The sequence below is a fragment of the Oceaniserpentilla sp. 4NH20-0058 genome (assembly GCF_040371755.1).
GTDB lineage: Bacteria > Pseudomonadota > Gammaproteobacteria > Pseudomonadales > Oceanobacteraceae > Bermanella.
Genome location: NZ_BAABWE010000007.1, coordinates 34,218 through 58,350, shown reverse-complemented (window position 1 = coordinate 58,350; position 24,133 = coordinate 34,218). Strand labels below are relative to the sequence as shown.

Sequence of the window (24,133 nt, the reverse complement as noted above, 5' to 3'; positions counted from 1 at the left end):
TTTTTAGCTTTTTTTGACTTTTTTACTTGCTACACTCTCCTACTTATTTGTATATTGCCAAGCACAATACAAAAACAATAAGGGCATAGCGATGGCAGCTAAAAAAACCGCAAAAAAAGCAACCGCAAAAAAAGCAACCGCAAAAAAAGCAACCGCTAAAAAAACGGTAGCTACTAAAAAAGCACCAGTTAAAAAAGCACCAGCTAAAAAGCTTACCGCCATTTCAGAACGTTATAACAAAACTCAGATTTTAAACGAAATTGCTGAATCAGCTGATTTAAGCAAAAAAGACGTTCAGTCTGTACTAGACAGTCTTGGAGACATCATTGAGCGCCACATTAAAAAACGTGCGGTTGGTGAGTTCGTTCTTCCTGGTCTACTAAAAATTCAAGCTGTTAAAAAACCAGCTAAGAAAGCCCGTAAAGGTACCAACCCATTTACTGGTGAAGAAACTACTTTCAAAGCGAAACCTGCTTCAATCGCAGTTAAAATTCGTCCATTGAAAAAACTAAAAGAAATGGCCGAGTAATCCGTCTATCTTTAAAAAGCGGGTTAAGTGTTTCACTTAACCCGCTTTTTTATGCCTAAAGGTTATTAATCTAATGCACAATCATGTACCTAGAGTTAATAAAAAATAAGTGCTTTTAATAGCCAAACAAGTATCGCAATGAAATTATCGACTCCTATTCTGCAGTGGCTCTGGTATCTTTCTAGCCCTATCTTTTTGCTTAGCATCCCTCAAGCGCTTTATTTGAAAAAAACAGCTCTACGCTTACCTGAAGCAACTGGTAACAACACCTTATATATAGGCGACCCTGATACTTATTTGAAAATACTGCATATTGGTGAATCCACCGTGGCAGGTGTGGGTGTAGAAACCCTGTCTCAAGGGATAAGTCATCATCTAACACATGAATTACACATCAACTCAAACGGCCAAGGTTTTCATTGTCATATGCAGGGCAACAACGGCATACGCATGACAGAGCTAAACCACCATTTATCGAAATACAAAGGAACGGCGGATTTAGCCATTGTGACAATGGGCGTAAACGACACAACCGGATTAACCAGTTTAAAAACATGGAAGACAGAAATTCAAAAAAGCATTAAATTACTACGACAAAAAGGGGCTCAGCACATCTTCTTTATGCAGGTACCCCCAATGGCTAAGTTTCCAGCATTGCCAGCCCCACTAAAATACCTATTAGGATTAAGAGCCGCCCTTTTAGATAAGCAATTACGAATAACATGTGAAAGCCAGAATTGCGTTCATTATGTATGCAGTGAACTACCGATTAGTAGCGAATTTATGGCAATAGACGGATATCATCCAAACGAATTAGGTTACAAGACATGGGCGCAACAAATTGCACCGCAAATACTCAAGCATTTGCGGTAAGATAACCTTTAATACATGGCGTCTGAATCGTTATCAGAAGGGGCTACAAACTTATCACTAAATAGTAAGGTCAGCTCATCTACCATTTTTTGTAAGTCTTCTTTTAAATATGGCTTAGCTTGAATCGCCCCCCAAACAGGTTTAGGCCACATTAGGTCACTCTCTTTGCGCACCACATGATGAATATGCAGTTGTGGCACAACATTGCCAAGTGCCGCAATATTCATACTATCCGCTTCAAAATAGTCCGATAAACGTTGGCTTACATAAGCTGATTCATCGGATTGTAAATAGCGCTCTTCTGTAGAAAGCTGGTATAACTCATTGGTACTGCCTCTACGTGGAACCAAAATAACCCAAGGAAACTGGGAATCATTCATAAGCAATACATCACAAAGCTTAAACTGACCTAACAGTACAGTATCTTGTTGAAGCTGTGGATCCAATTTGTACATAATGATGCTCCTAAATTCTTATGTCTATTTAACCAATAAGGGCCGCAAATATGCAATGGTTAAATTCAATTGAGCAAGCCCCAGATTCTATCTGGCAAAACTCATACCCATTTACTCAAAAAGCATTTATTCAAGCATTAGAGCAATACGGTTCGATTAATGCTCAAAGCGGCTGGCAAGGTCATTTTTTATACGATGAAAAACAAAATTTATTATTACCCAGTTTTTTAAAACAGCACTCCTATGGCGAATATGTGTTTGATTGGAGTTGGGCAGAAGCCTATTCTCGCCATGGATTAAACTATTACCCAAAATTAATTATAGCCGCTCCTTTCACCCCTGCTACTGGTCCAAGAATTATCTCCTCAGACTTAAACAGGGTTAATGGAGAATTACTAAGTACACAATTACAGCAACACTGTCATGAACAAAACCTAAGCGGTGTACATATATTGTTTTGCAACCAACAAGAAAGAGAATTACTAACCCATGAAAACTGGCACGAACGTAAAAGTGTGCAATTCCATTGGTTCAACTATGGCTATCAAAGCTTTGATGATTATCTTAGCCGCTTTAAATCCCGTAAACGCAAAGCCGTGAATAAAGAACGAAAAAGCATCCGCCAACAGCACATTGAAATTCGATGGTTAAATACTGAAAACTTAACATTAAACGATTGGCAGTTTTTTTATCAATGTTATCAAAGCACCTATCAAATGCGAGGCATGCAAGGCTACCTAACATTAAATAGCTTCAAACAAATGGGGCGTACCATGGGCGCACAAATGAAGTTTGTGTTTGCTTATCAAAACAATGAACCAATTGCTTGTGCTTTGTATTTTTGTGATGATAAAAATTTATATGGCCGCTATTGGGGTGCCATCAAAGACTTTGAAAACCTGCACTTTGAACTGTGTTATTACCAAGGCATAGAATACTGCATAGCTAATGGCCTAAGTCATTTTGACCCAGGTACTCAAGGGGAGCATAAAATCGCCCGTGGATTTGAACCGATATACACTCGCTCCTTACATTATTTAGTACATAAAGGGTTTCATGAAGCTGTAGGTGATTTTGTAAAAGAAGAGAGCAAATCCTTAGCACTATACAAACAAAGTTGTTACGAGGCATTGCCATTTAATGAGAAAAACATGCCAAACAAAAAGGATTAAGCACTCTTAGCATAAATAAGTCATAGTGGCGTTTTACAACAAATCATATTGTGATTACTGTTATAATTCTGTACTCAATCCATCAGAAATTTAAATAACCATAACAAGCACCTTGTCATTATTGAGGGTTATTTTCTTCAACATTAACAAGGCGACCACTAAAGATCGCCTCTTAAACCCTATTATACAGCCTTAATATTTGTTAAGACCACACCCCAGTTGCAGCCGTATCTTGCGCATAATCTTTAAACGTTTTTGCCGGACGTTGTAGAATAGTTTCAATAGTATTGGTGGTACTTTCATTACGGCCATCCAATACATTAACGAACAACTCATTAATCAACCACGCAATGTCTGCTGGCATGCCCTGCGCCTCAGCACCCTCTAAATAGGATTCAATCGGCACGGTTAACAACTGAATATCACGTTGTAGCATTTCAGCGGTCACATCGACACATTGAGCAAAGGATAATAACTCCGGTCCGGTGACTTCTAAAACCTGATTGCGCAATTCATCACGGGTTAATGCTGCCACGACCACGTCGGCAATGTCGTCAACATCAATAAATGGTTCTAATGCCATATGCTCGGGCAACACTAATTGACCGGCTTGAATGCCCTCAAGCATGAAACTTTCACTGAAATTTTGCATAAACCAACTGGCCCGTACGATGTTCCATTCTAAGGTGCTATTGATGACAACCTGTTCTGCATTTTGCGCTCCCTGCTCCCCACGACCAGAAAGTAGAACCAAATGATTGACCCCCATACTTTGTGCTAAATCCACAAACGCTTGGATATCGTTTTGCGCTTCGGGCACAGCCAGATCAGGATAATAAGTGACATAAACACTATGAATATCGGTTAAAGCTGGCTTCCATGTTTCTCGGTTTTCCCAATCAAATGGTATTTTACTGGTTCGAGATAATGCCCTCACTTGGCAACCCTGCTCCTGCAATGACGTTAGAACTCGACGGCCTGTCTTACCCGTTGCGCCAACCACTGCAATTAGATCTTGCTTCATATCATCACCCTCTTTTGTTTCAGTTTGTGGGGAACATCCCCTATTGAATTGACAGTTTAGAGTTAAATTGCTTGATGATTAATGCTCATAGATCTATATTTCTTTGCAGTTTATCCAAATAAGCGTGTAAGGAAGTGATTTTGAAAATTTCAACCACAAGGGAGTTTCCCATAGCAAGTGATACCCTTGGTGAAACCTTATATTCACTGCGTTTAAATGGAATGGTGTACGCTCAATCTGAGTTCACTGCTCCGTGGGGGGCCAAAATGCCGTCTATGGAAGGCCAAATGATGTTTCATATCGTCACCCAAGGAGGTGCGTGGTTAAGGTTTGATGATCACGACGATGTTTATATTCAACCCGGCGATTTAGTACTACTACCCAAAGGCGAAGGTCACTGCATTGCCAATGAGAAAACAACTCACTGCGAACCATTTTTTGACATTCCAGTGACTAAACTATCCGAGCGCTTTGAATTTATCCATTATGGCGGCGGTGGTGAAGCCACTTTTTTAACCTGCGGTATTTTAAATTTCGATCACATTGCAGGTAAAAAACTCATAGAACAACTGCCCACACTCATCCATATCAAAAGCGAAAACGGTCAACTTTCTACAAAACTGCAAACCTTGATTGAACTCATCGCCGAAGAAGCGACCATGTTAGGAACTGGCGGTGAAACAGTCGTAGCACACCTAGCGGATATTATTGTGATTCAGGCCATCCGGTATTGGATCGAACACTCACCCGAAGCCAACCTAGGTTGGGTTGGTGCGTTAAAAGACCCAAAAGTTGGTAAAGCATTAGCAATCATGCATGCACACCCTGAAACCCACTGGACTGTGGGTCAATTAGCTAGCCAAGCTGGCATGTCTCGATCAGGGTTTTCTGCTCGCTTCACTGAAGTAATAGGCACATCTGTCAAACAGTACCTAACAGAATGGCGTATGAACTTAGCGCGCATGAAAATTATGCAATCCTCTATTTCGCTAATGGATTTAGCCGAAGAACTGGGCTACACCTCCGAAGCGGCTTTCTCAAGAGCCTATAAACGAGTATTTGGTGTCCCTCCTTTGCGACAGAGCCGAAAAAGAATAACCGTTGAATAATAAAAAGACTTTCGTCGCCATTTTTATTCCATGAGGTTATTTCCAGATAAAATTTATAACTTACTATCATTAATATACAGAAGTTATTCATCAATTAGAGATACTTTCATAGTCGTCTAGACTATTAGAATGGACAATAAACTGCTCATCGTAGATGACTCCCGTGAGATCCATCTCATCCTAAAAAAACTGGTTAGCAAGCTGAATATCAATGTGTACAGCGCCTACAACGGCGAAGAATGCATTGAGCTATGCAAACGTCATTCTTTTTTTGTAATCTTTATGGATGTACAAATGCCAAGAATGGATGGCTTTGAAGCCTCCAAACTATTACGTCAAATACCTAGGTATCGCGTCACACCTATAGTGTTTATTACCGCATCCGATGGCGATAAACACTCCGAAATACAAGCCTATGAGGCAGGCGGTATTGACCATATAATCAAACCCATCAACCGCCATGTGGTCATGGGTAAGGTCAACATATTCCTTCAAATACACCAACAAAAAACACTATTGCGTGAAGAGTTACTGCGCAATCAACGCTTAAAAGAGCGCACAGCATTATTACTTAAAGCGGTGGGTGAAGGCGTACTTGGATTAAATCGAGACGGTATCATCACATTTGCTAACCCTGTTGCTCTTAATATTTTAAAGCGTAACCAAGAGCCCTTAGTGGGTGACTCCATTTTAAAGTATTTTATTTTTGATGATAACGGTGGATTTGTTGAAAACTGGGTCGACTGCCCCATCGAACAGCATTGTGCACAAGGGGAATGCTGGCGACAAGATATTGGTGTCTACTGGCGAAAAAATGACAAGCTCTATCCCGCTGAATACATTGCCACCCCCATAATAGAAGAAGGCATTTATAAAGGTGTCGTGATTGTATTCCAAGACATTACAAAACGCCGAGACATGGAAAAAAAGCTCATAGAGCTGGCACACAAAGATGGATTAACAGGATTATGTAATCGTTACATCACTCTTGAAATGTTAACTGAAACTATTTCTCATTCTAAACGGGAAAATTCAAAACTCGCTGTTTTATATATGGACCTTGATCGATTCAAAGGAATCAACGACAGTCTTGGTCACAGTACGGGGGATGAACTTTTAATCGCAACCGCAGGGCGGTTAAGCGCTTGCGTAAAAGAAACCGATATTGTTTGCAGAATGGGCGGTGATGAATTTGTCATTATACTCAAAGACATCGACACCCAAGAAAATGCCGCATCTGTGGCAAAACGCATTATCGAAAGTATCAAACAACCTTTCATACTGAATGAAAGCGAATGCCTTATTGGCATCAGCATTGGAATCTCTACCTTTCCAAATAATGCTGAAACAACCGATGAATTATTGAAAAAAGCCGACACAGCTTTATATGAATCAAAAAATAAAGGGCGCAGTTGTTATCATTTTTATCAGGTAGAACAATAACAAAACACTACTTAATTTACGTTAAAGTTTTAACCTAAGCCGTTTTTACCCCCCCCTCGCCAGCTCAGCGTGAGTTGACGCTACTACATTAATAGAGAATCAGAAAGACTTAGAAAAAAAGGGGTATTTTTAATAATTTTTTATGACATTCAGTCTAGAAAATATTGATAATATTTTTACACAATGTACTCAGAATTTATTATAAGGAATATTCTCTGTCCATCAAAATCACCTGAAAACCAGACCTGTTTAGATAACAAAATGCGGCATTCACGGGCCGCTATAAGCAAGTCGTTTCGATACTTCCATAAATGACGAGCGGCTCGTGGGGTGCCGCGAAGCAGGGTCCGAAACGCAGCCCCGAGAAAAGAAACCGTGCTGGCTTTGATTACTCAGCTAACTGCTATTGAGATAATTACCAGAAATTAGATGATGCTCATGCGTCAATCCCGTGCGGGCTCACTCTCACAAAGCAACATGGATTACCGCATAGGTGATAATGACAAGAAGCCACATCAAACCTCGGATGGCGCTTCGCTTATCCAAGCTACACATCACTCAAAAAATATTAACCCCATTCCTCCATATACCCCAAACACGCTCCCTCTGGATCATCCTGCGCAGTAATGGCACTGACCATTGCAATTGAATCCACTCCTGTGGCTTTTACTTGTGAAAAGCGTTCATCATGAATACCGCCAATGGCCACCATTGGAAAATCCTTCAGCAGCTTACGCCAAATGGTTAAACCATTAGCCCCTTGGGGAATCCAAGGCATGTCTTTGGTTTGAGTGGCGTACACAGGGCCGAACGCAATATAGGAAGGTTTAATGGTTTTTGCGCGAGCCACTTCGTAAAAACAATGGCTACTTAAACCTAGGCGTAAACCGGATTTTGCAATATGTTCTAAATCCGCATCGTCTATGTCTTCTTGCCCTAGGTGTACACCATAAGCACCGTATTCAATGGCCAATTGCCAGTAATCATTTATAAATAATTGGCAATTAAATTGTTTAGCGATATGCACTGCTTGCTGAATTTCATTTTTTAGATCATCACCGTTTAAGTCTTTTATACGTAGTTGAATGATTTTCACCCCTAAGGGTAATAAGCGGTTTAACCACTGGGCACGATCAACTATTGGATATAAGCCTAAATCATGTTTACAGGGCAAAAATGAAAGCTCGGTCTCGGCTTCTTTAACAAATACATTAGGTAATTCGTAAGGTACTTGAATGCTGTTACGTGTTTCTTGGCTTTCTTCTCTTACATTTAGCGTTTCAAACGGGGAAAGTTGCTCAAAGTTAAAGCCCCCAGTTTGTTTATCTAATTGATACGGGTTTTGCCAGCCAGCTTGCATAACCATTTTTGCCATGACTACGGCATCGGCCACTGTATGTTGTAGCGCACACGCACCTGCAATAAGTGACGCCATGGCACAACCTGTACCGCGATTAAATGTGTGATCGTATGTAATGTGTTCCAAGTGAAAATATTGCGTTTTAGATGCGTAAATATCCCGCGCAGGTGTATTTCCATGGCCACCTTTTAACAGCACGTGCTCTACTCCACAATCAAGCAGTGCTAACGCTAAATCCGCATGACTCATTTCTGGCGTGTATGGTATGCCAGAGCCTTTTAACAATAACTTGGCTTCATTAAGGTTGGGGGTTAATACATTAACTAAAGGCAATAAATACAGTAATGCCGATAAGCGTTCTGTGTGAATAACATTTACGTTATTTGCTTCTTCACTACTTGTTGCAATAACAGGGTCCAGAACCACTGTTTTATTTTGCATAATTGGGTGAGCCGCTAACGTTTTAGCAATATCTAAATTGGGCACCATGCCTATTTTAATTACACTAAACACATCTTGTTTAGCCAGTGCATCTAACTGACTTTTGAATGCATTTGCATCAACGGCGTTAATGGCAAAAAAATCCCGTTGATTTTGGGATGTAGTGGCCGTGATACAACTGGCGCAATGGACATTCAAAACCGAAAGGGCCCTTTGATCCATGGCAATGCCTGACATGGCTAAAGGATCATGAGCTGAAATACTCAATACAGCAGGTTTCATGTTTATTCCTCTAAATGCCAAAACGGTTGCCCAACCACTGCTGTACTGGCTTGGGCTTTTTGTTGCTCTTGCATACAACCGGCCTCGTAAGCCAATCGCCCTGCCTCAATACCGTGTTTAAACGCCTTGGACATTTTAATACTGTCTTGGGCTTTTGCCACGGCGGTATTCAGTAATACCCCATCAAAGCCTAATTCCATGGCGTGTGCTGCATGGCTGGGCTTACCAATGCCCGCATCCACAATCAGTGGCACATTGGGAAAGCGTTCACGTAATAGGGTTAGCGCGTAAGGATTCATTAATCCTTTACCTGTACCAATAGGTGCGCCCCACGGCATTAAAATATTACAACCCACTTCTAATAATTTTTCGCAAAGGATTAAATCGTCGGTGCAATAAGGAAATACTTCAAACCCTTGTTGGATGAGTTCTTTCGCCGCTTCTACTAATTGAAACGGATCAGGCTGTAAGGTGTAATCATCCCCAATGACTTCAAGTTTTACCCAATTGGTTTTAAATAATTCACGCGCCATTTGTGCGGTAAGTATTGCCTCTTTGGCGTTATGACAACCTGCTGTGTTAGGTAATAAATAACGATTGTTTTGTTGAAAGCTTTGCAAAAACTCCCAAAACACTTGGTTATCACTGCCCCCTGCGCTTTGCCTGCGCAGGGATACCGTAATGATTTGCGAGCCAGAGGCGTCGATGGATTGCTGCATGATCTCAGGTGAGTCATACATGGCGGTGCCGATTAAAAAACGGCTGTCTAGGGTTTTACCTGCAATGTGCCACATTTGAATCTCCTGTTAGCCACCGACCACGGCAGTAAGCATTTCGATTTGATCCCCTTCATGAATAATTAGGGTTTCATAATCACTTTTGTGAACCAAGGTTTGATTCACCGCCACCACAGCTTGTTCAATGGATAAACCTTTAGTCAGGTTTGAATCGGTTAACAATGCACTAAGCGTATGCGTATTTGGCAACTCAACGGTTTGTCCATTAAATACAATTTTCATATTCAGCCTGCATTAAGTGTTGTTGTGTGTTGAACCCCAATTCCTGTAACGCTTTTGCCACCACAGCTGGGGCCAATAAATACCCATGACGGTACAAACCATTGATACGCGTTAATCCTGCTTGATGGTCAATCACAGGTTGATGATCCAAGGTGGCAGGTCGTACGTTGGTGTCTAGCCCTAAAATACGCGCCTCGGCAAAACCCGAATGCACACTAAAAGCGGCAGATAATAATTCCAAGGTGGAACGTACACTCATGGGCCCAGTATCGTCCGACTGTATTTCGGTGGCACCTATCATGTATTTTTGATTTTCCCGCGGCACTATATAAATGCGATATCTTGGGTGCATGACGCGCACCATGCGCTCGATATTTACCTGCGGTGCGTGCACCGTAATTACTTCACCACGTACACCGTGTAAGCCATTAATATCGTGTTTGGCTGCCAAACCACGACAATCAAACACCCAATCAAAGGTTTCATCATTCACCTTATATGCGGATAATTTATCCGCCTTTCTGGCATGCCAATGGCTGTTGCTTTTTAAGCTTTGATGCAATGCATTAAGGGCTTGATGGGCGTCCACTTGAGCTTCGTTTTGAAGCAGTAACGAGGTGCCTAAAGGTTTTAATTCGCGCTCTAAAGATTGCGAATGTACAACCTCACACTGCTGGGAAAAATTGCCCCCTAGTTTATTTTTTAAGGTACTTAAAAGTTGATTAAACACCCCTTCATCTTGACGATGACACACCACCAGTGTGCCATTGTCGCGATGAAAAATATTCCCCCCAAGTGCCGCAATAATTTGCGGCCATAACGCAATGGAGTGCATGCCTAGTTGATAGATATGATCATTGGCGCTTTCTAATTCCGCCATGGGGGCGAGCATACCCGCAGCCGTAAACGAGCAACTTTTTTTGTGTTCGTCTGGTTCATAAATATGAATCTCACACCCAAGTTGCTGCAAATGCCATGCAGTTAAACTGCCACTAATCCCTGCCCCAACGATGGCGACCTTTTTGGTGTATCCATCTGCTAGGTTCATGGTTAGGCGTCCTCGGTTTGCGCTTTTTTACTTGGCACGTAAACCTCGCTGCCCAGTGCTTTAAATTCCGCACTTTTTTCTGCCATACCTTGTTTAATGGCTTCTGGGCTAAAGTCTTTCGAGTAGTCTCGTACTTCTTGCGAGATTTTCATAGAGCAAAATTTCGGCCCACACATGGAACAAAAATGCGCTACTTTTGCGCTGTCTTTAGGTAAGGTTTCGTCGTGATATTCACGGGCGGTGTCTGGGTCTAAACCTAGGTTGAATTGATCTTCCCAACGAAATTCAAAACGGGCTTTTGACATCATGTCGTCGCGGTAACGAGCCCCCGGATGACCTTTAGCAATATCCGCTGCGTGAGCCGCCAGCTTATAAGTGATAATGCCTACTTTTACATCATCACGGTTGGGTAAACCTAGGTGCTCTTTTGGTGTGACATAACACAACATGGCACAGCCAAACCAACCGATCATAGCTGCACCAATACCAGAGGTAATGTGATCATAACCCGGTGCAATGTCCGTGGTGAGTGGCCCTAACGTATAGAAAGGGGCTTCGTCACAGCATTCTAGCTGTTTATCCATGTTGGCTTGAATCATGTGCATAGGCACATGACCTGGGCCTTCAATCATCACTTGCACGTCGTGCTTCCACGCGATTTGCGTTAATTCACCTAAGGTTTCGAGTTCGGCAAATTGGGCTGCGTCGTTGGCATCTGCTTGGGAACCCGGGCGCAGGCCATCCCCTAATGAAAAACTCACGTCGTAGGTTTTCATGATTTCGCAAATGTCTTCAAAGTGCTCATACAAAAAGCTTTCTTTGTGGTGTGCGATACACCATTTCGCCATGATAGAACCACCACGGCTCACAATACCTGTGACGCGGTCAGCGGTTAACGGCACATGGGCCAAACGAATACCAGCGTGAATGGTAAAGTAATCCACGCCCTGCTCTGCTTGCTCGATTAACGTATCGCGGAAAATTTCCCATGTTAAATCTTCAGCAATGCCGTTTACTTTTTCTAGCGCTTGATACAAAGGCACTGTACCAATGGGTACAGGGGAATTACGGATAATGTAATCGCGGGTACTGTGAATGTGTTTACCGGTGGATAAATCCATTACGGTATCGCCACCCCAACGGGTAGACCAAACAAGTTTTTCAACTTCTTCTTCAATAGACGACGTTAACGCACTATTACCAATATTGGCGTTTACTTTAACCAAAAAGTTACGGCCAATAATCATGGGCTCTAACTCTGGGTGATTAATGTTGGCTGGAATAATGGCGCGACCGCGAGCAATTTCGTCACGTACAAATTCAGCGGTGATTGTCTGTGGAATAGCCGCCCCCATTGGGTTGCCTTTTAAACGGGCTTCACGCTCTGGGGTAGTGAATTCATTGATCAAGGCTTCGCGTTTTTGGTTTTCACGCAATGCCACGTACTCCATTTCAGCGGTAATAATGCCTTGGCGCGCGTAATGCAATTGGCTAACATTTTTACCTGCTTTTGCACGACGAGGTTGACGTTGTAGGTGCGGATTATAAAACTGAAAGGCTTTGTATGAATCGTCTATGCCGTTATCTTCTGGCTTGGTATCACGGCCTTCGTAGGTTTCGCTATCTTGGCGCTCTTCAATCCATTTGTTACGTGGGCTGGTATCAATACCCTTGTGTACATCCACCTCGGCATTCACATCCGTATACGGGCCAGAGGTATCGTAAAGGGTAATGTCCGTACCGTCGGTTAAATTCACCTTACGCATGGGCACGCGCACATCTGGGCGGGTTTCGCTTTGAATATACACTTTTTCGCTGCCCGGTAATGGAGTGCGAGTGATCAGGTCTGGATTTACATTGGCAAGCTGAGCCGCTTGAATGGAGTTGTTATCAGATTGCATAGTGGGTCCTTATTTGAGTTAAGTCACCACTAACAAGGACGTGTGAGCACCTATTGCAAGAGCAATAGATTCAATGGGTTTATACAATGCACACGGATTTTGGGTGCACAACCAGAAATAAACCACGCTCATTCCTACGCCGATGCTAGTCGGATCAGGTTCAACGGGTAAAGTCTCAGCTAAGCAATATGCTTGGCACCCCGTGAGCTGTGGGTATGATACGGGATTTAGGGGCAAGGGAGAAGTAGAGGTTAATATTTAAGGCCAGCCGTACCTCGTAAGGATATCCGAAACCAACTTTCTAGTATTTGACTAAGCCATATTTTTATATTTATTTTGATATTTCAATAAATGATGCATCTGTACAAGAGTTTGAATCATAATTATATAGTCTGACTTTCATGCCCGTTGATAGTGCTGTTAACGCTGTAGAATAAGCTCTTGCATGAGATTCTTTGTTTGGGGCTGCACTAGCTGGAAAGAATATAATATTACGTGCACAATCAACTAAAGACGAATCAACGGTAACTGCGAATGTATCGACATTGCTAGAAATGTTAGCAACTTTAAGAACCGTTGCACCATTTGCAATATCTCCCGCATATGCATTGAAACATAATCCCAAAAGTAATAAAGGCGATAAGACTTTTTTCATAAATTTCTCTTAAATGTACACTTTTCACTGGCAAGCAGTGACTTAGTAATAGTTAAATCTCAATTAACATTCGCAAGCCGATTATCATGAATGCTATTGCTATCAAGATGGATGCATAATCAACCTTTCTCAGTTAAGTCACCACTAATAACTACACGATAGCATCAGCTAAATTAAAAGAGTTCAACGGGTAAAGTATCAGCTAAGCATATTTGCTTAGCACTTCGTGAACTGGGGGGATGATACGTGATTATGGAGAATTAGGGCAAGGGGGGATTGAAACTGCGACTTTATTCGATCAGTTCATCGCATGCCCACAAGGGGCACGCCGATCCCACAATGCTTCAGTACCAACCACAAACCAAGCACGAAACGATAACATATTGCGGCATTCACGAGCCGCTACAACCAAAGCGTCCCGATCACCCTATTAGAGGCGAGCGGTTCGTGCGGCGCCGCGAAGCAGGGTCCGGGATGCAATCCCGAGAAAAGAAACCGTGCTGGCATTAATGCTCCAGATATGAAAAGCCTAAATAGTTATTGGTGAAAAAATTACGCACTTGCAATATTGTCGAAATAATACCCACAAGGGGCACGCCGAGTTCGACCTACTAATATGGATTACCACCAACACAGTAATAACAAATCACCCTGAACTTTCCCCACAAACCCTGATCAAAATACCACCAATACAAAAGACCCACCCAAAGGACCCATCATGAAATCCCTATTCATCATGCTCGGCACGGCTGCCCTCACCTTTGTACTACTAAAACCCAGCATCCAAAGCGCCAATGCCGAAATCAACCCATTCCCGTTACCTGAATTCACCCAAACCGAACAAAACCAATGGCTCAAATCCAAGCCGTTAAACGTCGAAGAATTAAAAGGTAAAGTGTTATTAGTGGATATTTGGACCTTTGCCTGCTGGAACTGCTACCGCAGCTTTCCTTGGCTCAACCAATTAGAAGCCTCACTGCATAACCAAGATTTTCAAGTAATTGGCATTCACACACCTGAGTTCGATTACGAGAAAAAGCGCAGTGCGGTACTGGCTAAAATGAGTGAGTTTGAACTTGATCATCCGGTTATGATGGATAACGACTTTAAATACTGGAAACGCCTTAACAACCAATATTGGCCCACTTACTATTTAGTCGATAAAAAAGGCATGGTGCGCTATCGCTTTATAGGTGAAACCCATGCAAATACCAATAAAGCCGCACAAATTAGTTCAGCTATCGCAATACTACTAAAAGAATAGCGCCAATTTCGCAACAATCCGTTATATAGACATGATTGCCACCATGGTTTATGTTGCGTTCACAAAATAAAAATAAGAGATACAACATGTCATCTGAACACTTTGATGCACTCATCATAGGTGCAGGTTTGTCTGGCATCAGCATGGCTTGCCATTTAAAACAACAGTGCCCTAATAAATCCTTTGCCATTTTAGAACGTCGCCAAGCCATCGGTGGTACTTGGGATTTATTCCGTTATCCGGGAATTCGCTCCGACAGTGACATGGCCAGTTTTGGTTTTGATTTTCGCCCTTGGGATGGTTTAAGTGTATTAGCCAATGGTGGCGATATTCGTGAATATATTAATGAAACTGCTCGCGAATTTGAAGTGGATGGCAAGGTTCATTTTGGATTAAAAACCACCCAAGCAAACTGGGATAGCCAACAAAATATATGGCAAGTGACCACCATCAACGAAGCCACTCAAGAAACCATTCAATATACCTGTGACTTTTTAATACCCTGTACCGGATATTACAATTATGATCAGGGTTTTCTACCTGAATTTAAGGGCTATAACGACTTTAAGGGTGACATAATTCATCCACAAAAATGGCCAGAGAATTTAGATTACGCCGAAAAAAATGTCGTCATCATTGGTAGTGGTGCCACAGCGGTAACATTAGTGCCCGCCATGGCCGATAAAACCAAACACATCACCATGTTACAGCGTTCCCCTTCTTATGTGTTTACCGTTCCCTCCATTGATAAATTTTCCGGATTATTGAAGAAGTTTCTACCTAACAAAGTGGTGTTCTCATTTGCGCGTAAGCGTAATATTTTTTTACAGCGAACTTTTTTTAAAGCAGCAAAACGCTGGCCAGAATTTATTCGTAAACTTGCTATTCGTGGGGTGAAACGTCAAACAAAAGGTAAAGTAGATTTAAACCATTTTAGTCCTAACTATAAACCTTGGGATCAACGCATGTGTGCGGTACCCGATGGCGATTTATTCAAAGCTATTTTAAATGGCCAAGCCAGTGTGGTCACAGACCATATTGATCACTTTACAGAAACAGGAATTCAACTGAAATCTGGTAAGCATCTTGATGCCGATATAATCGTTACCGCTACTGGCTTAAACATTCAGTTATTAGGAGGTATGAGTCTCTATAAAGACGGACAAAAAGTCGAATTAAATAATTTAATGACATACAAAGCTGTACTAGCTGAAAACATGCCAAACATTGCTTGGATTTTTGGTTATACCAATTCATCTTGGACGTTAAAAGCAGATATTTCTGCTGCTTATGTATGCCGATTATTTAACTACATGGATGAAAATAATTTTTGTGTGGTCGTTCCAGAAAACAAATCCGAACAAAGCTTAGACGAAACCATTATGGATGATATGCAATCAGGCTACATTCAAAGAGCCAAAGATGTTCTACCAAAACAAGGTGCTAACCACCCTTGGCGTGTTTTAAATAAATACGAAGTGGACAAACAAACTCTGACTCACGACCCAATTGAAGATGGTATCGTGAAATTTTATACAAAAAACCAAACCGCTCAGCAAACTGATTTAACCAAAGCCAGTTAATCCACACTGGCTTTTGCTAAATCATCCATCATGGCTTTTAAAAAACGTGCTGCTTCACCGCCGGTGACGGCACGGTGATCAAACGTCACAGATAACGGCAATATGGCATGCACCACGGGCTGCCTTTCAAACGCCACCACTTCGTCTCTTATGCCTCCTGCACCCACTATCGTCACCTGAGGCGGCAATACAACCGGATTAGCATGTTTACCCGCTAGAGTACCAAAGTTACTTAGAGTAATGGTGGCACCTTGCATTTCTTGTGGGGGGATTTTTCGGCTTTTCACTGCCGCTCGTAGCGCATCTAACCCTTCACGTAAATCGTCTAAACTGCGTTTAGAGATATTTCTAAGTACCGGTACAAACAGACCTTGTCCGGTATCCACTGCTATGCCTAAATCAATCTGTGTTAATAATCGTCTTGATAGTTGTTCCCCATCAAACCACACATTCATACTAGGCTCAGCTTCACATGCAACTGCAATGGCGTGAACCAAACGCATGGTTATGTCTTGCTGTGGATTGTCGCTTGTGAACCAAGCGTGAACATCCACATCATCATGTAATGTTACAGGCACGACTTGCGCATGGGAGGCGGCCATGTTTTTTGCCATGGCTTTACGTACCCCTTTTAGGGATTCACTATGGCCTTTATCAGAGTTCAGCTGCGCTGCTTTTTCTATATCATTTGCGGTGATTCGACCGTCTTCACCTGTGGCCTTAACATGAGTTAAATCAACCTCAAGCCGTTTAGCCAAGGCTCGAACACTAGGAGTGGCTTTGATAGCTGCTTGATTCTGTTGGTTATGGGCACTGCCAACTATGAAGTCATCTTTGCTTTCTTGTTTTGCACCTAACGATAAGTCACCAACCACTGTACCAGAGTCGTCTTTCTCTCCTTCGTATTCTACTAACGGCTCGCCTATGTGTACCACATCCCCTGCTTCTCCAAACAACGCACAAATCACACCGGATTGGGGAGAAGGTACTTCAACAATGGCTTTGGCGGTTTCTACACTGACCATAAGCTGATCTTCTTTTATGCTGTCGCCTACTTTTACATGCCATTCAACAATTTCGGCTTCGCTTAAACCTTCACCTAAATCAGGTAATTTAAAATATTTCATTAGGCTTCCTTTTATTGAAAATTTTTATTGGTTCATGCTTTTTGATGGGTTACGGCATTCATGTGACTCAGGCCTAACCCATCCTACATATCTCTAATACATTAATTTTTGACAAGGTCACTTCGTGGCTGATTTATTCAACACTTTGCTGGAGGGCATCTCTCATCTCCCAGTCCATATTCCACATCTTACATACATTACCCCAAACTCCTGCCTTACTCTTTAAAACACTTATCCACCGCCGCTACGATGTCATTACTGTTAGGCAAATAATAATGCTCGTTTTTAAAATACGGCATGTGCGTATCAAAGCCTGTTACTCTTTGTACGGGTGACAATAAATTTAAAAAACATTTTTCACTTATTTGTGCGGCGATTTCTGCACCAACACCAAATGAGCGGGCCGCTTCATGGACAATGACACAACGGCCAGTGCTCACAACCGATGCGATTATAGTGCGCATGTCCAAAGGTTTAATGGTGGCCACATCAATCACTTCTGCTGAAATCCCTTTTTCAGCCAGTTTATCCGCCGCTTCTAACGTGTCTGCAATGCACGCTCCCCAACTAATTAAGCTCACGTCTGTGCCTTGGCGCAAGGTAAAACAGGTATCTAATGGTAATGCTTCTCCATTGTTATTAATGGTTTGTTTGCTACCACGATAAATCCGCTTTGGCTCTAAAAACACCACAGGGTCAGGATTACGAATGGCCGCTAACAGCAAACCATAAGCCCGTGCTGGGGAGGATGGAATCACCACACGAATACCCGGTGTGTGTGCAATGAGTGCTTCGGTACTTTCGCTATGGTGTTCAGGCGCATGTATGCCGCCGCCATAGGGCGCACGTAATACCATTGGGCAACTCATACGACCACGGGTGCGATTACGTAAACGAGCAGCATGACAAAATAAATGCTCAAACGCAGGAAATATGAAACCCATAAACTGAATTTCGGCCACAGGCTTTAAGCCCTGTGAAGCCATGCCTACGGTCATACCAGAGATAAGTGCTTCGGCTAACGGCGTATCCATTACCCGTTTAAATCCGAATTTTTCTTTTAATCCTGTGGTTGCACGAAACACTCCGCCATTGGTGCCTACGTCTTCACCAAGCACGACCACAGATTCGTCATGGTCCATTTCATAATGCAGCGCAAGGTTAACCGCTTCGAGTAAAACACTGTCAACTGGTTTTGATTGATTCATATTGTTAGCAACAGACATTATCTACCTCCACCTTAGTAAGACGATTGACGGGATAGTTTATCCGCCAATAAATCCAGTTGTTCATTCATAACCTCTGGCCAATCTTGATAGAGGTAATCGAACATACTTTCTGGTGTGTCTTTTTCCGTTTTTAAATACGTTTCAACGGCTTTATCTACTTCGTCACCACATTGGCTTTGCCATGATTGTTCTTTTTCGCTATCCCATAGTTTTAAATTCACTAACGCATTTTGCAGGCGCTTGATGGGTTCGTTTTTCCACGCTTCTTTTACTTCTTCATTAGGACGATAACGAGAAGCATCATCTGCCGTGGTGTGATCACACAAGCGATAGCTCATGGCTTCGATTAATGTGGCCCCTTTGTGTTGTTGGGCACGCTGACGAGCCTCTAACATGGCTTGGTAAATAGCTAACACATCATTACCATCCACTTGCACGCCATAAATACCCGCTCCAATGGCTTTTTGCGCAAGAGTGGGCGCGCCGCATTGAATTTCCCGCGGAACCGATATGGCGTATTGGTTATTATTCACTAACACCACCATGGGTAATTGCCACGCCCCCGCTACATTTAACGCTTCAAAAAAATCCCCTTTCGAGGTACCACCATCCCCTATGGTCGTTACGGCGAGTTGGTCTTGGTTTTTAATTCTAAGGGCAGCGGCTGCGCCTGCAGCATGGGTAATTTGAGTGGCGATAGGCACGCAAACAGGGAAGTCTTGCTGAGGCCCTTTGGCCGAACCACGTTCATCGCCGCCCCAATATAAAAGTAGGTCACTCATTTCATGGCCACGCAGTAAATGGGCTCCATGATCACGATAATACGGCACAAATACATCGTCTTTTTGCAGTGACATTCCAATGGCCACACCAAATGCTTCTTGCCCTAGGCTCGATGGATATGTGCCCATTTGCCCTGTACGCTGTAATGCAATGGCTTTTGAATCAAACACGCGAGTGCGCACCATGTTTTTATACGATTGCACCAGCCATTCATCACTGGCAAAGTCAGGACGCTCGCTTAGCCAATTGCCTTCAGCATCTAAAAATTGAATTTTCTGCAGACTAAAATCCATAAAATGGGAGTGGCCTTGCTCGGCTACATACGGTTGATTTAGTGCTTTCATACTGCCTCCTGAATCCAATCACGATGTTGGTTTGAGCCATACAATATTTGTTCGGCCATTTCGTTAGCAATAAAGTTACACGGTGCATTTTTTTGTTTAGAAAGCACAAAGATTTTATTGAGGGTGTCTTTGAGTTTATGAATTTCCCTTTCGATTTCTTTATGGCCCATACCTCGAAAACAAGAAGACGCAAACACTAGCCCCCCACTATTAATCACATAATCGGGCGCGTATAAAATGCCCATGTCATGAAGTGTTAAAGCAAGTTCATCTTGGGCCAATTGATTATTTGCACATCCGGCGATGATTTTACAATTGAGTTTTCCGACGGTTTCCGCATTAATGGCACCACCTAATCCACAGGGGCTATACACATCACAAACCTGAGAGTAGATATCATCAACTGAAACCACTTTTGCGTTGAACAACTGCTGGGCTAACTGTGTTTTTTGCTCATCCACATCACATACAATAAGTTTGCATCCTGCTTTATGTAGGTGATCTGCTAGCGCAAACCCTACATGCCCTAACCCTTGAATTGCGACTGTAACCCCAGAAAGTGATTGGTTCATTTTAAACCGAACTGCGCATTCAACCCCCAATAACATGCCATAGGCAGTTGAAGGTGAAGGGTCTCCAATATTGCTAGAGCTGCTGACAAATGTGGTTTGTGCGCGCATGACATCCATATCACTCACTTGCGTACCACTGTCCATCGCACTGATGTATCTTCCACCCAGTGTTTCTACAAATTGGCCAAATAATTTGAATAAATGCTCACGATCAAACTCCCCTTGGGGTTTCATAATGACCGCTTTACCACCCCCATGAGGCACGCGAGCTAAGGCTGCTTTGTAAGTCATGCCTTTTGCTAAACGCATGGCATCTTCAATGGCATCTTGCTCACTGCTGTATTCAATGAAGCGACAACCACCCAGTGCGGGGCCTAAACGTAGATTATGTAATGCCACAACAGCATTAAGAGATTCTTTCTGGCAAAAGTGCAGCTCTTGCACAGAATGGGCGTGCATAGATGAAAACATCAGTCGATCTCCCTTGTGAGGCTTACGACAACATGTAAAAAGTAACAGGGTTAGCTGTGTATCCCTTTTGGGGATACTTTGAGTTTAGCTAAAATAAACCGGAAAAGTACGGCAAAAACGGCCATACAAATGAAATACTTCTAAGCAGAGAATTATAAGATTTACAAAGAATATCAAGATGACCATAAAGCGAGGGGGAAGTAACCCTTTACCCATATCTAACCTGTAGCACAGGCCCTTCCCTAAAATACGTATCATTCATGATTTGTAAAACAATAGCAGCATCTTTAGGGTAAGCTTCACAAAACTGTAGTTTTGATACAACACACTGCTCATTCAAGTTCCTTTGTATTATGGGCGCACCTAAAAAGAAAGTTCACCTCCCATTTTTAGGGCACAGAAATTGCTCCATATAAATTAGCCAGTAAAACCTCAATTAATACAGGCATTTATAACAAAATGAGCCAACTAGATCTGAGCGAATTCATACAAAAACATACCTTAGGCAGTGAATTTACCGCTCAAGCCATAGAATATTTTGTGCCTTTAGCACAAGAATTGGCCAATCTGCACCAAAATAAACAACAGTCAATTATAGTGGGCATTAACGGTGCGCAAGGTTCAGGAAAGAGTACGCTCTCTGAGCTACTGGTTGAAATTTTAGAGAGAAAATACAAGCTAAATGCTGTCACATTATCATTGGATGACTTTTATTACCGTCGCGATGAGCGAAAACAGCTAGCAAACTCAATACACCCCCTATTGGAAACTCGAGGTGTGCCGGGAACCCATGATGTTTCGCTCGCCAATGAAACATTGAATGCACTGGTGCACCACAATGGACCAGAAAGTACCTTTATTCCGAGATTCAACAAAGCCATAGATGATCGCTACGAGCAATCACAATGGAGTGAAGTGACACAAGCACCAGACATTATCATTTTTGAAGGCTGGTGCGTGGGTGCTATTGCTCAGCAAGCGGAGGAGCTTAAGGCTCCGGTTAACTCACTGGAAACCAATGAAGATAAAGATGCCATCTGGCGCAGCTACGTTAATTTGCAATTAACTGAGCAATATCAAACACTATTTGATCGTTTTGATTGTACCGTCATGTTGCAAGCACCTAGCTTCCAATGTGTATTCAAATGGCGACTAGAACAAGAAGAAAAACTCATAGCCAGCTTAGGTGATGCGAATAAGGCTCGAACTATGTCACCTGAAGCCATCGAACGTTTTATTCAGCACTACCAACGCATCACTGAGCACGTGTTAAATACACTACCAAACACGGCTGAATATGTTTTCAAATTAAACAGTAATAGAAAAATTGAGGCACGGGTTAAGGCCAATGGGTTTAATCCGTTAAATGTAAACGCACTGATTTTTACTGACCTTGATGGCTCATTACTCGATCACCATACATACTCCCATGATGCAGCAATCAGCACGTTAGAGTTTTGCCAGCAAAATTCCATTGCTGTTATGCCTTGCAGCAGTAAAACACAACATGAAATAGAGCAACTTCGCCGAGTATTGAATAATCACCACCCTTTTATAATTGAAAATGGTGCCGCTGTTTTTATTCCCATTGGATATTTTGCTGAGCAACCCGCTGATACCGAAGTGGTTGGAAAATACTGGGTAAAACATTTTGTTAACCCCCATGCTCACTGGATGAAAATATTAAATTCTGTACGCAGTGAGTTTGAAGGGTTATTTCAATCATTCTCAAGTATGACACTAGACGATATTGCAAATGCCACAGGATTATCACTAGAACAATCACAATTAGCAGCACAGCGGCAATTTGGTGAGCCCATTTTATGGCAAGGTGATGAAGTTGAAAAATCAAGATTCATAAATACCATCACTGATAAAGGTGCCACCATATTACAAGGAGGCCGCTTCATTCATATTTGTGGTGATGCGAATAAAGGAAAAGCGTTAATATGGCTTAGCAATACATTTCAACAAATGCATAGCACACCCTATTCGAGCATCGCCATTGGTGATAGCCATAATGATATACAAATGCTCGACATGGCTGACTATGCGCTGATTATTCGCTCACCGGTTCACGATATACCCGTATTATCACGGGTTGATCATATTTATATTTCAGATGATTTTGGCCCTATCGGATGGGGACAAGGTGTACATCATATTTTAGATGATCTTTTTGATCATGAAACATCACCAGTAACAGGGGAACTCCATGGCTGATTTTTATCAGAATGGCATCATTACGACACTGCATAATTTAACGGATCGCCACATTGCAGATTTAGAGAACGATCTGGTTTCATTCAGTAAACAACGACCAATAGGCTTGCTTTTACCATCTTTATTTTCTGAACTTGAAGGTGAGGCATTACCAAAAATTATTGATCAGATAAAACACATACCTTATTTAAGCGAAATCGTCATTGGTTTAGATCGCGCAGATGAAGAGCAATACAAACATGCATTAAAGTTTTTCTCTGATCTGCCTCAACACCACAGAGTACTTTGGAATGATGGCCCACGATTAAAAGCATTAGACGCTGAGTTACAACAATTAGGGTTAGCGCCAAAAGAAATGGGGAAAGGCCGAAATGTGTGGTACTGCATGGGTTACATTTTAGCATCTGGTAAAACAGAATCCATCGCACTGCACGATTGTGACATAGTCACCTACAATAGTGAGTTACTCGCCCGCTTAGTCTACCCTGTTGCTAATCCTCAATTTAATTATGAATTCTGTAAAGGTTATTACGCCCGTATTGCTGATGGAAAACTAAATGGGCGAGTTAGTCGATTACTCGTCACACCATTACTAAGAGCGCTTAAATCCGTTGTCAAAGATAATGACGAATATCTAAATTATATGGATAGCTTCCGCTACCCACTAGCCGGTGAATTTTCATTTAGACGAGATGTGTTAAATGATATTCGCATTCCAAGTGATTGGGGGCTAGAAATTGGCGTGCTATCTGAAATGCATAGAAACTATGCAAACAATCGTTTATGCCAAGTAGACATTGCCAAGGTATACGACCACAAGCACCAAGATCTATCGTTAAGTGATCAACAAGCTGGGCTATCAAAAATGTCCATTGATATTGCAAAAGCTTTGTTCAGAAAACTAGCGACCAAAGGCACTGTCTTCAATGAAGAAACATTCAGAACAGTCAAAGCCAGTTATTTCCGTATTGCTTTAGATTTTGTGGAAACTTACCGAAATGATGCCATTATGAATGGTTTAAAATTTGATATTCACCAAGAAGAAAAAGCAGTAGAAATGTTTGCTAAAAATATCATGGATGCTGGTAAGCGCTTCTTAGACAACCCTATGGAAACCCCATTCATTCCAAGCTGGAACCGTGTGCAAAGTGCTGTACCCGATATTTTTGAGCGACTATATGAAGCCGTAGAAGAAGATAATAAAGAATTTACTTCACAGTTATAGG

Annotated in this window: 21 protein-coding genes and 1 riboswitch; of the genes, 9 read left to right on the top strand and 12 right to left on the bottom strand. The window is 42.2% G+C overall.

What is annotated here, in order from left to right; genetic code table 11:
• The first annotated feature begins 91 nt into the window (after positions 1 to 91).
• Complete coding sequence (locus ABWV45_RS10350; protein WP_353351345.1) at positions 92 to 529, top strand: HU family DNA-binding protein; 438 nt, start codon at positions 92 to 94, stop codon at positions 527 to 529.
• A gap of 138 nt (positions 530 to 667) precedes the next feature.
• On the top strand, positions 668 to 1,402 hold the full coding sequence (locus tag ABWV45_RS10345) for an SGNH/GDSL hydrolase family protein (RefSeq protein ID WP_353351343.1): 735 nt from the start codon (positions 668 to 670) through the stop codon (positions 1,400 to 1,402).
• 8 nt (positions 1,403 to 1,410) lie between these two features.
• On the opposite strand, the gene ABWV45_RS10340 is transcribed toward ABWV45_RS10345, so the two are convergent.
• Entirely contained in the window at positions 1,411 to 1,857 is a 447-nt protein-coding gene (locus tag ABWV45_RS10340) for an HIT domain-containing protein (protein WP_353351341.1), read from the bottom strand.
• A gap of 50 nt (positions 1,858 to 1,907) precedes the next feature.
• On the opposite strand from ABWV45_RS10340, the gene ABWV45_RS10335 reads away from it, so the two are divergent.
• Positions 1,908 to 3,029 (top strand): GNAT family N-acetyltransferase, encoded by a 1,122-nt coding sequence (locus ABWV45_RS10335; protein WP_353351339.1) that lies wholly within the window; start codon positions 1,908 to 1,910, stop codon positions 3,027 to 3,029.
• A gap of 202 nt (positions 3,030 to 3,231) precedes the next feature.
• Here ABWV45_RS10335 and ABWV45_RS10330 read toward each other — a convergent pair whose 3' ends face one another.
• Positions 3,232 to 4,053 (bottom strand): SDR family oxidoreductase, encoded by an 822-nt coding sequence (locus ABWV45_RS10330; protein WP_353351337.1) that lies wholly within the window; start codon positions 4,051 to 4,053, stop codon positions 3,232 to 3,234.
• 140 nt (positions 4,054 to 4,193) lie between these two features.
• On the opposite strand from ABWV45_RS10330, the gene ABWV45_RS10325 reads away from it, so the two are divergent.
• Both ABWV45_RS10325 and ABWV45_RS10320 read left to right on the top strand, forming a co-directional pair.
• Positions 4,194 to 5,162 (top strand): AraC family transcriptional regulator, encoded by a 969-nt coding sequence (locus tag ABWV45_RS10325; RefSeq protein WP_353351335.1) that lies wholly within the window; start codon positions 4,194 to 4,196, stop codon positions 5,160 to 5,162.
• 129 nt (positions 5,163 to 5,291) lie between these two features.
• Positions 5,292 to 6,605 (top strand): GGDEF domain-containing response regulator, encoded by a 1,314-nt coding sequence (locus ABWV45_RS10320; protein WP_353351333.1) that lies wholly within the window; start codon positions 5,292 to 5,294, stop codon positions 6,603 to 6,605.
• Positions 6,606 to 7,173: 568 nt separating this feature from the next.
• Here the strand turns inward: ABWV45_RS10320 and thiE are convergent.
• The 6 genes from thiE to ABWV45_RS10290 all read right to left on the bottom strand — a co-directional run bounded on the left by thiE (position 7,174) and on the right by ABWV45_RS10290 (position 13,311).
• On the bottom strand, positions 7,174 to 8,688 hold the full coding sequence (gene thiE, locus ABWV45_RS10315; protein ID WP_353351331.1) for a thiamine phosphate synthase: 1,515 nt from the start codon (positions 8,686 to 8,688) through the stop codon (positions 7,174 to 7,176).
• Between the two features lie 2 nt (positions 8,689 to 8,690).
• On the bottom strand, positions 8,691 to 9,482 hold the full coding sequence (locus ABWV45_RS10310; RefSeq protein WP_353351329.1) for a thiazole synthase: 792 nt from the start codon (positions 9,480 to 9,482) through the stop codon (positions 8,691 to 8,693).
• A 12-nt stretch (positions 9,483 to 9,494) separates the two neighbouring features.
• Positions 9,495 to 9,707 (bottom strand): sulfur carrier protein ThiS, encoded by a 213-nt coding sequence (thiS, locus tag ABWV45_RS10305; RefSeq protein ID WP_353351327.1) that lies wholly within the window; start codon positions 9,705 to 9,707, stop codon positions 9,495 to 9,497.
• The gene (locus ABWV45_RS10300) at positions 9,691 to 10,755 is read right to left on the bottom strand and encodes an FAD-dependent oxidoreductase (protein ID WP_353351325.1); all 1,065 of its coding nucleotides are present in this window, start codon (positions 10,753 to 10,755) and stop codon (positions 9,691 to 9,693) included. Before ABWV45_RS10300 ends, thiS begins: the two co-directional genes overlap by 17 nt.
• Before the next feature lie 2 nt (positions 10,756 to 10,757).
• Entirely contained in the window at positions 10,758 to 12,656 is a 1,899-nt protein-coding gene (gene thiC, locus ABWV45_RS10295) for a phosphomethylpyrimidine synthase ThiC (RefSeq protein WP_353351323.1), read from the bottom strand.
• A 114-nt stretch (positions 12,657 to 12,770) separates the two neighbouring features.
• Positions 12,771 to 12,869, bottom strand: a riboswitch (TPP riboswitch).
• Positions 12,870 to 12,987: 118 nt separating this feature from the next.
• Positions 12,988 to 13,311, bottom strand: a complete 324-nt coding sequence (locus ABWV45_RS10290; protein WP_353351321.1) for a DUF5992 family protein — start codon at positions 13,309 to 13,311, stop codon at positions 12,988 to 12,990.
• A gap of 718 nt (positions 13,312 to 14,029) precedes the next feature.
• On the opposite strand from ABWV45_RS10290, the gene ABWV45_RS10285 reads away from it, so the two are divergent.
• Together ABWV45_RS10285 and ABWV45_RS10280 are read left to right on the top strand one after the other, a co-directional pair.
• The gene (locus ABWV45_RS10285) at positions 14,030 to 14,575 is read left to right on the top strand and encodes a redoxin family protein (protein WP_353351319.1); all 546 of its coding nucleotides are present in this window, start codon (positions 14,030 to 14,032) and stop codon (positions 14,573 to 14,575) included.
• Between the two features lie 86 nt (positions 14,576 to 14,661).
• Entirely contained in the window at positions 14,662 to 16,158 is a 1,497-nt protein-coding gene (locus tag ABWV45_RS10280; RefSeq protein ID WP_353351317.1) for a flavin-containing monooxygenase, read from the top strand.
• On the opposite strand, the gene ABWV45_RS10275 is transcribed toward ABWV45_RS10280, so the two are convergent.
• From ABWV45_RS10275 to ABWV45_RS10260, 4 genes are all read right to left on the bottom strand, one after another.
• The gene (locus ABWV45_RS10275) at positions 16,155 to 17,285 is read right to left on the bottom strand and encodes a dihydrolipoamide acetyltransferase family protein (protein WP_353351315.1); all 1,131 of its coding nucleotides are present in this window, start codon (positions 17,283 to 17,285) and stop codon (positions 16,155 to 16,157) included. The two genes, ABWV45_RS10280 and ABWV45_RS10275, sit on opposite strands and share 4 nt — an antisense overlap.
• Before the next feature lie 215 nt (positions 17,286 to 17,500).
• Entirely contained in the window at positions 17,501 to 18,511 is a 1,011-nt protein-coding gene (locus ABWV45_RS10270; protein ID WP_353351313.1) for an alpha-ketoacid dehydrogenase subunit beta, read from the bottom strand.
• A 14-nt stretch (positions 18,512 to 18,525) separates the two neighbouring features.
• Positions 18,526 to 19,641: a pyruvate dehydrogenase (acetyl-transferring) E1 component subunit alpha gene (pdhA, locus tag ABWV45_RS10265; RefSeq protein ID WP_353351311.1), complete on the bottom strand. Its 1,116-nt coding sequence runs from the start codon at positions 19,639 to 19,641 to the stop codon at positions 18,526 to 18,528.
• Positions 19,638 to 20,684, bottom strand: coding sequence for a Leu/Phe/Val dehydrogenase (locus ABWV45_RS10260; protein WP_353351309.1), 1,047 nt, complete (start codon positions 20,682 to 20,684; stop codon positions 19,638 to 19,640). Before ABWV45_RS10260 ends, pdhA begins: the two co-directional genes overlap by 4 nt.
• 459 nt (positions 20,685 to 21,143) lie before the next feature.
• Between ABWV45_RS10260 and ABWV45_RS10255 the strand changes: the two genes are divergently transcribed.
• Positions 21,144 to 22,907 carry an HAD-IIB family hydrolase gene (locus ABWV45_RS10255; RefSeq protein ID WP_353351307.1) on the top strand — a complete coding sequence of 588 codons (1,764 nt, stop codon included), beginning with the start codon at positions 21,144 to 21,146 and terminating at the stop codon, positions 22,905 to 22,907.
• Complete coding sequence (locus ABWV45_RS10250) at positions 22,900 to 24,132, top strand: glycosyltransferase family protein (RefSeq protein ID WP_353351305.1); 1,233 nt, start codon at positions 22,900 to 22,902, stop codon at positions 24,130 to 24,132. The genes ABWV45_RS10255 and ABWV45_RS10250 overlap by 8 nt, the downstream gene beginning before the upstream one ends.
• Position 24,133: the final 1 nt, after the last annotated feature.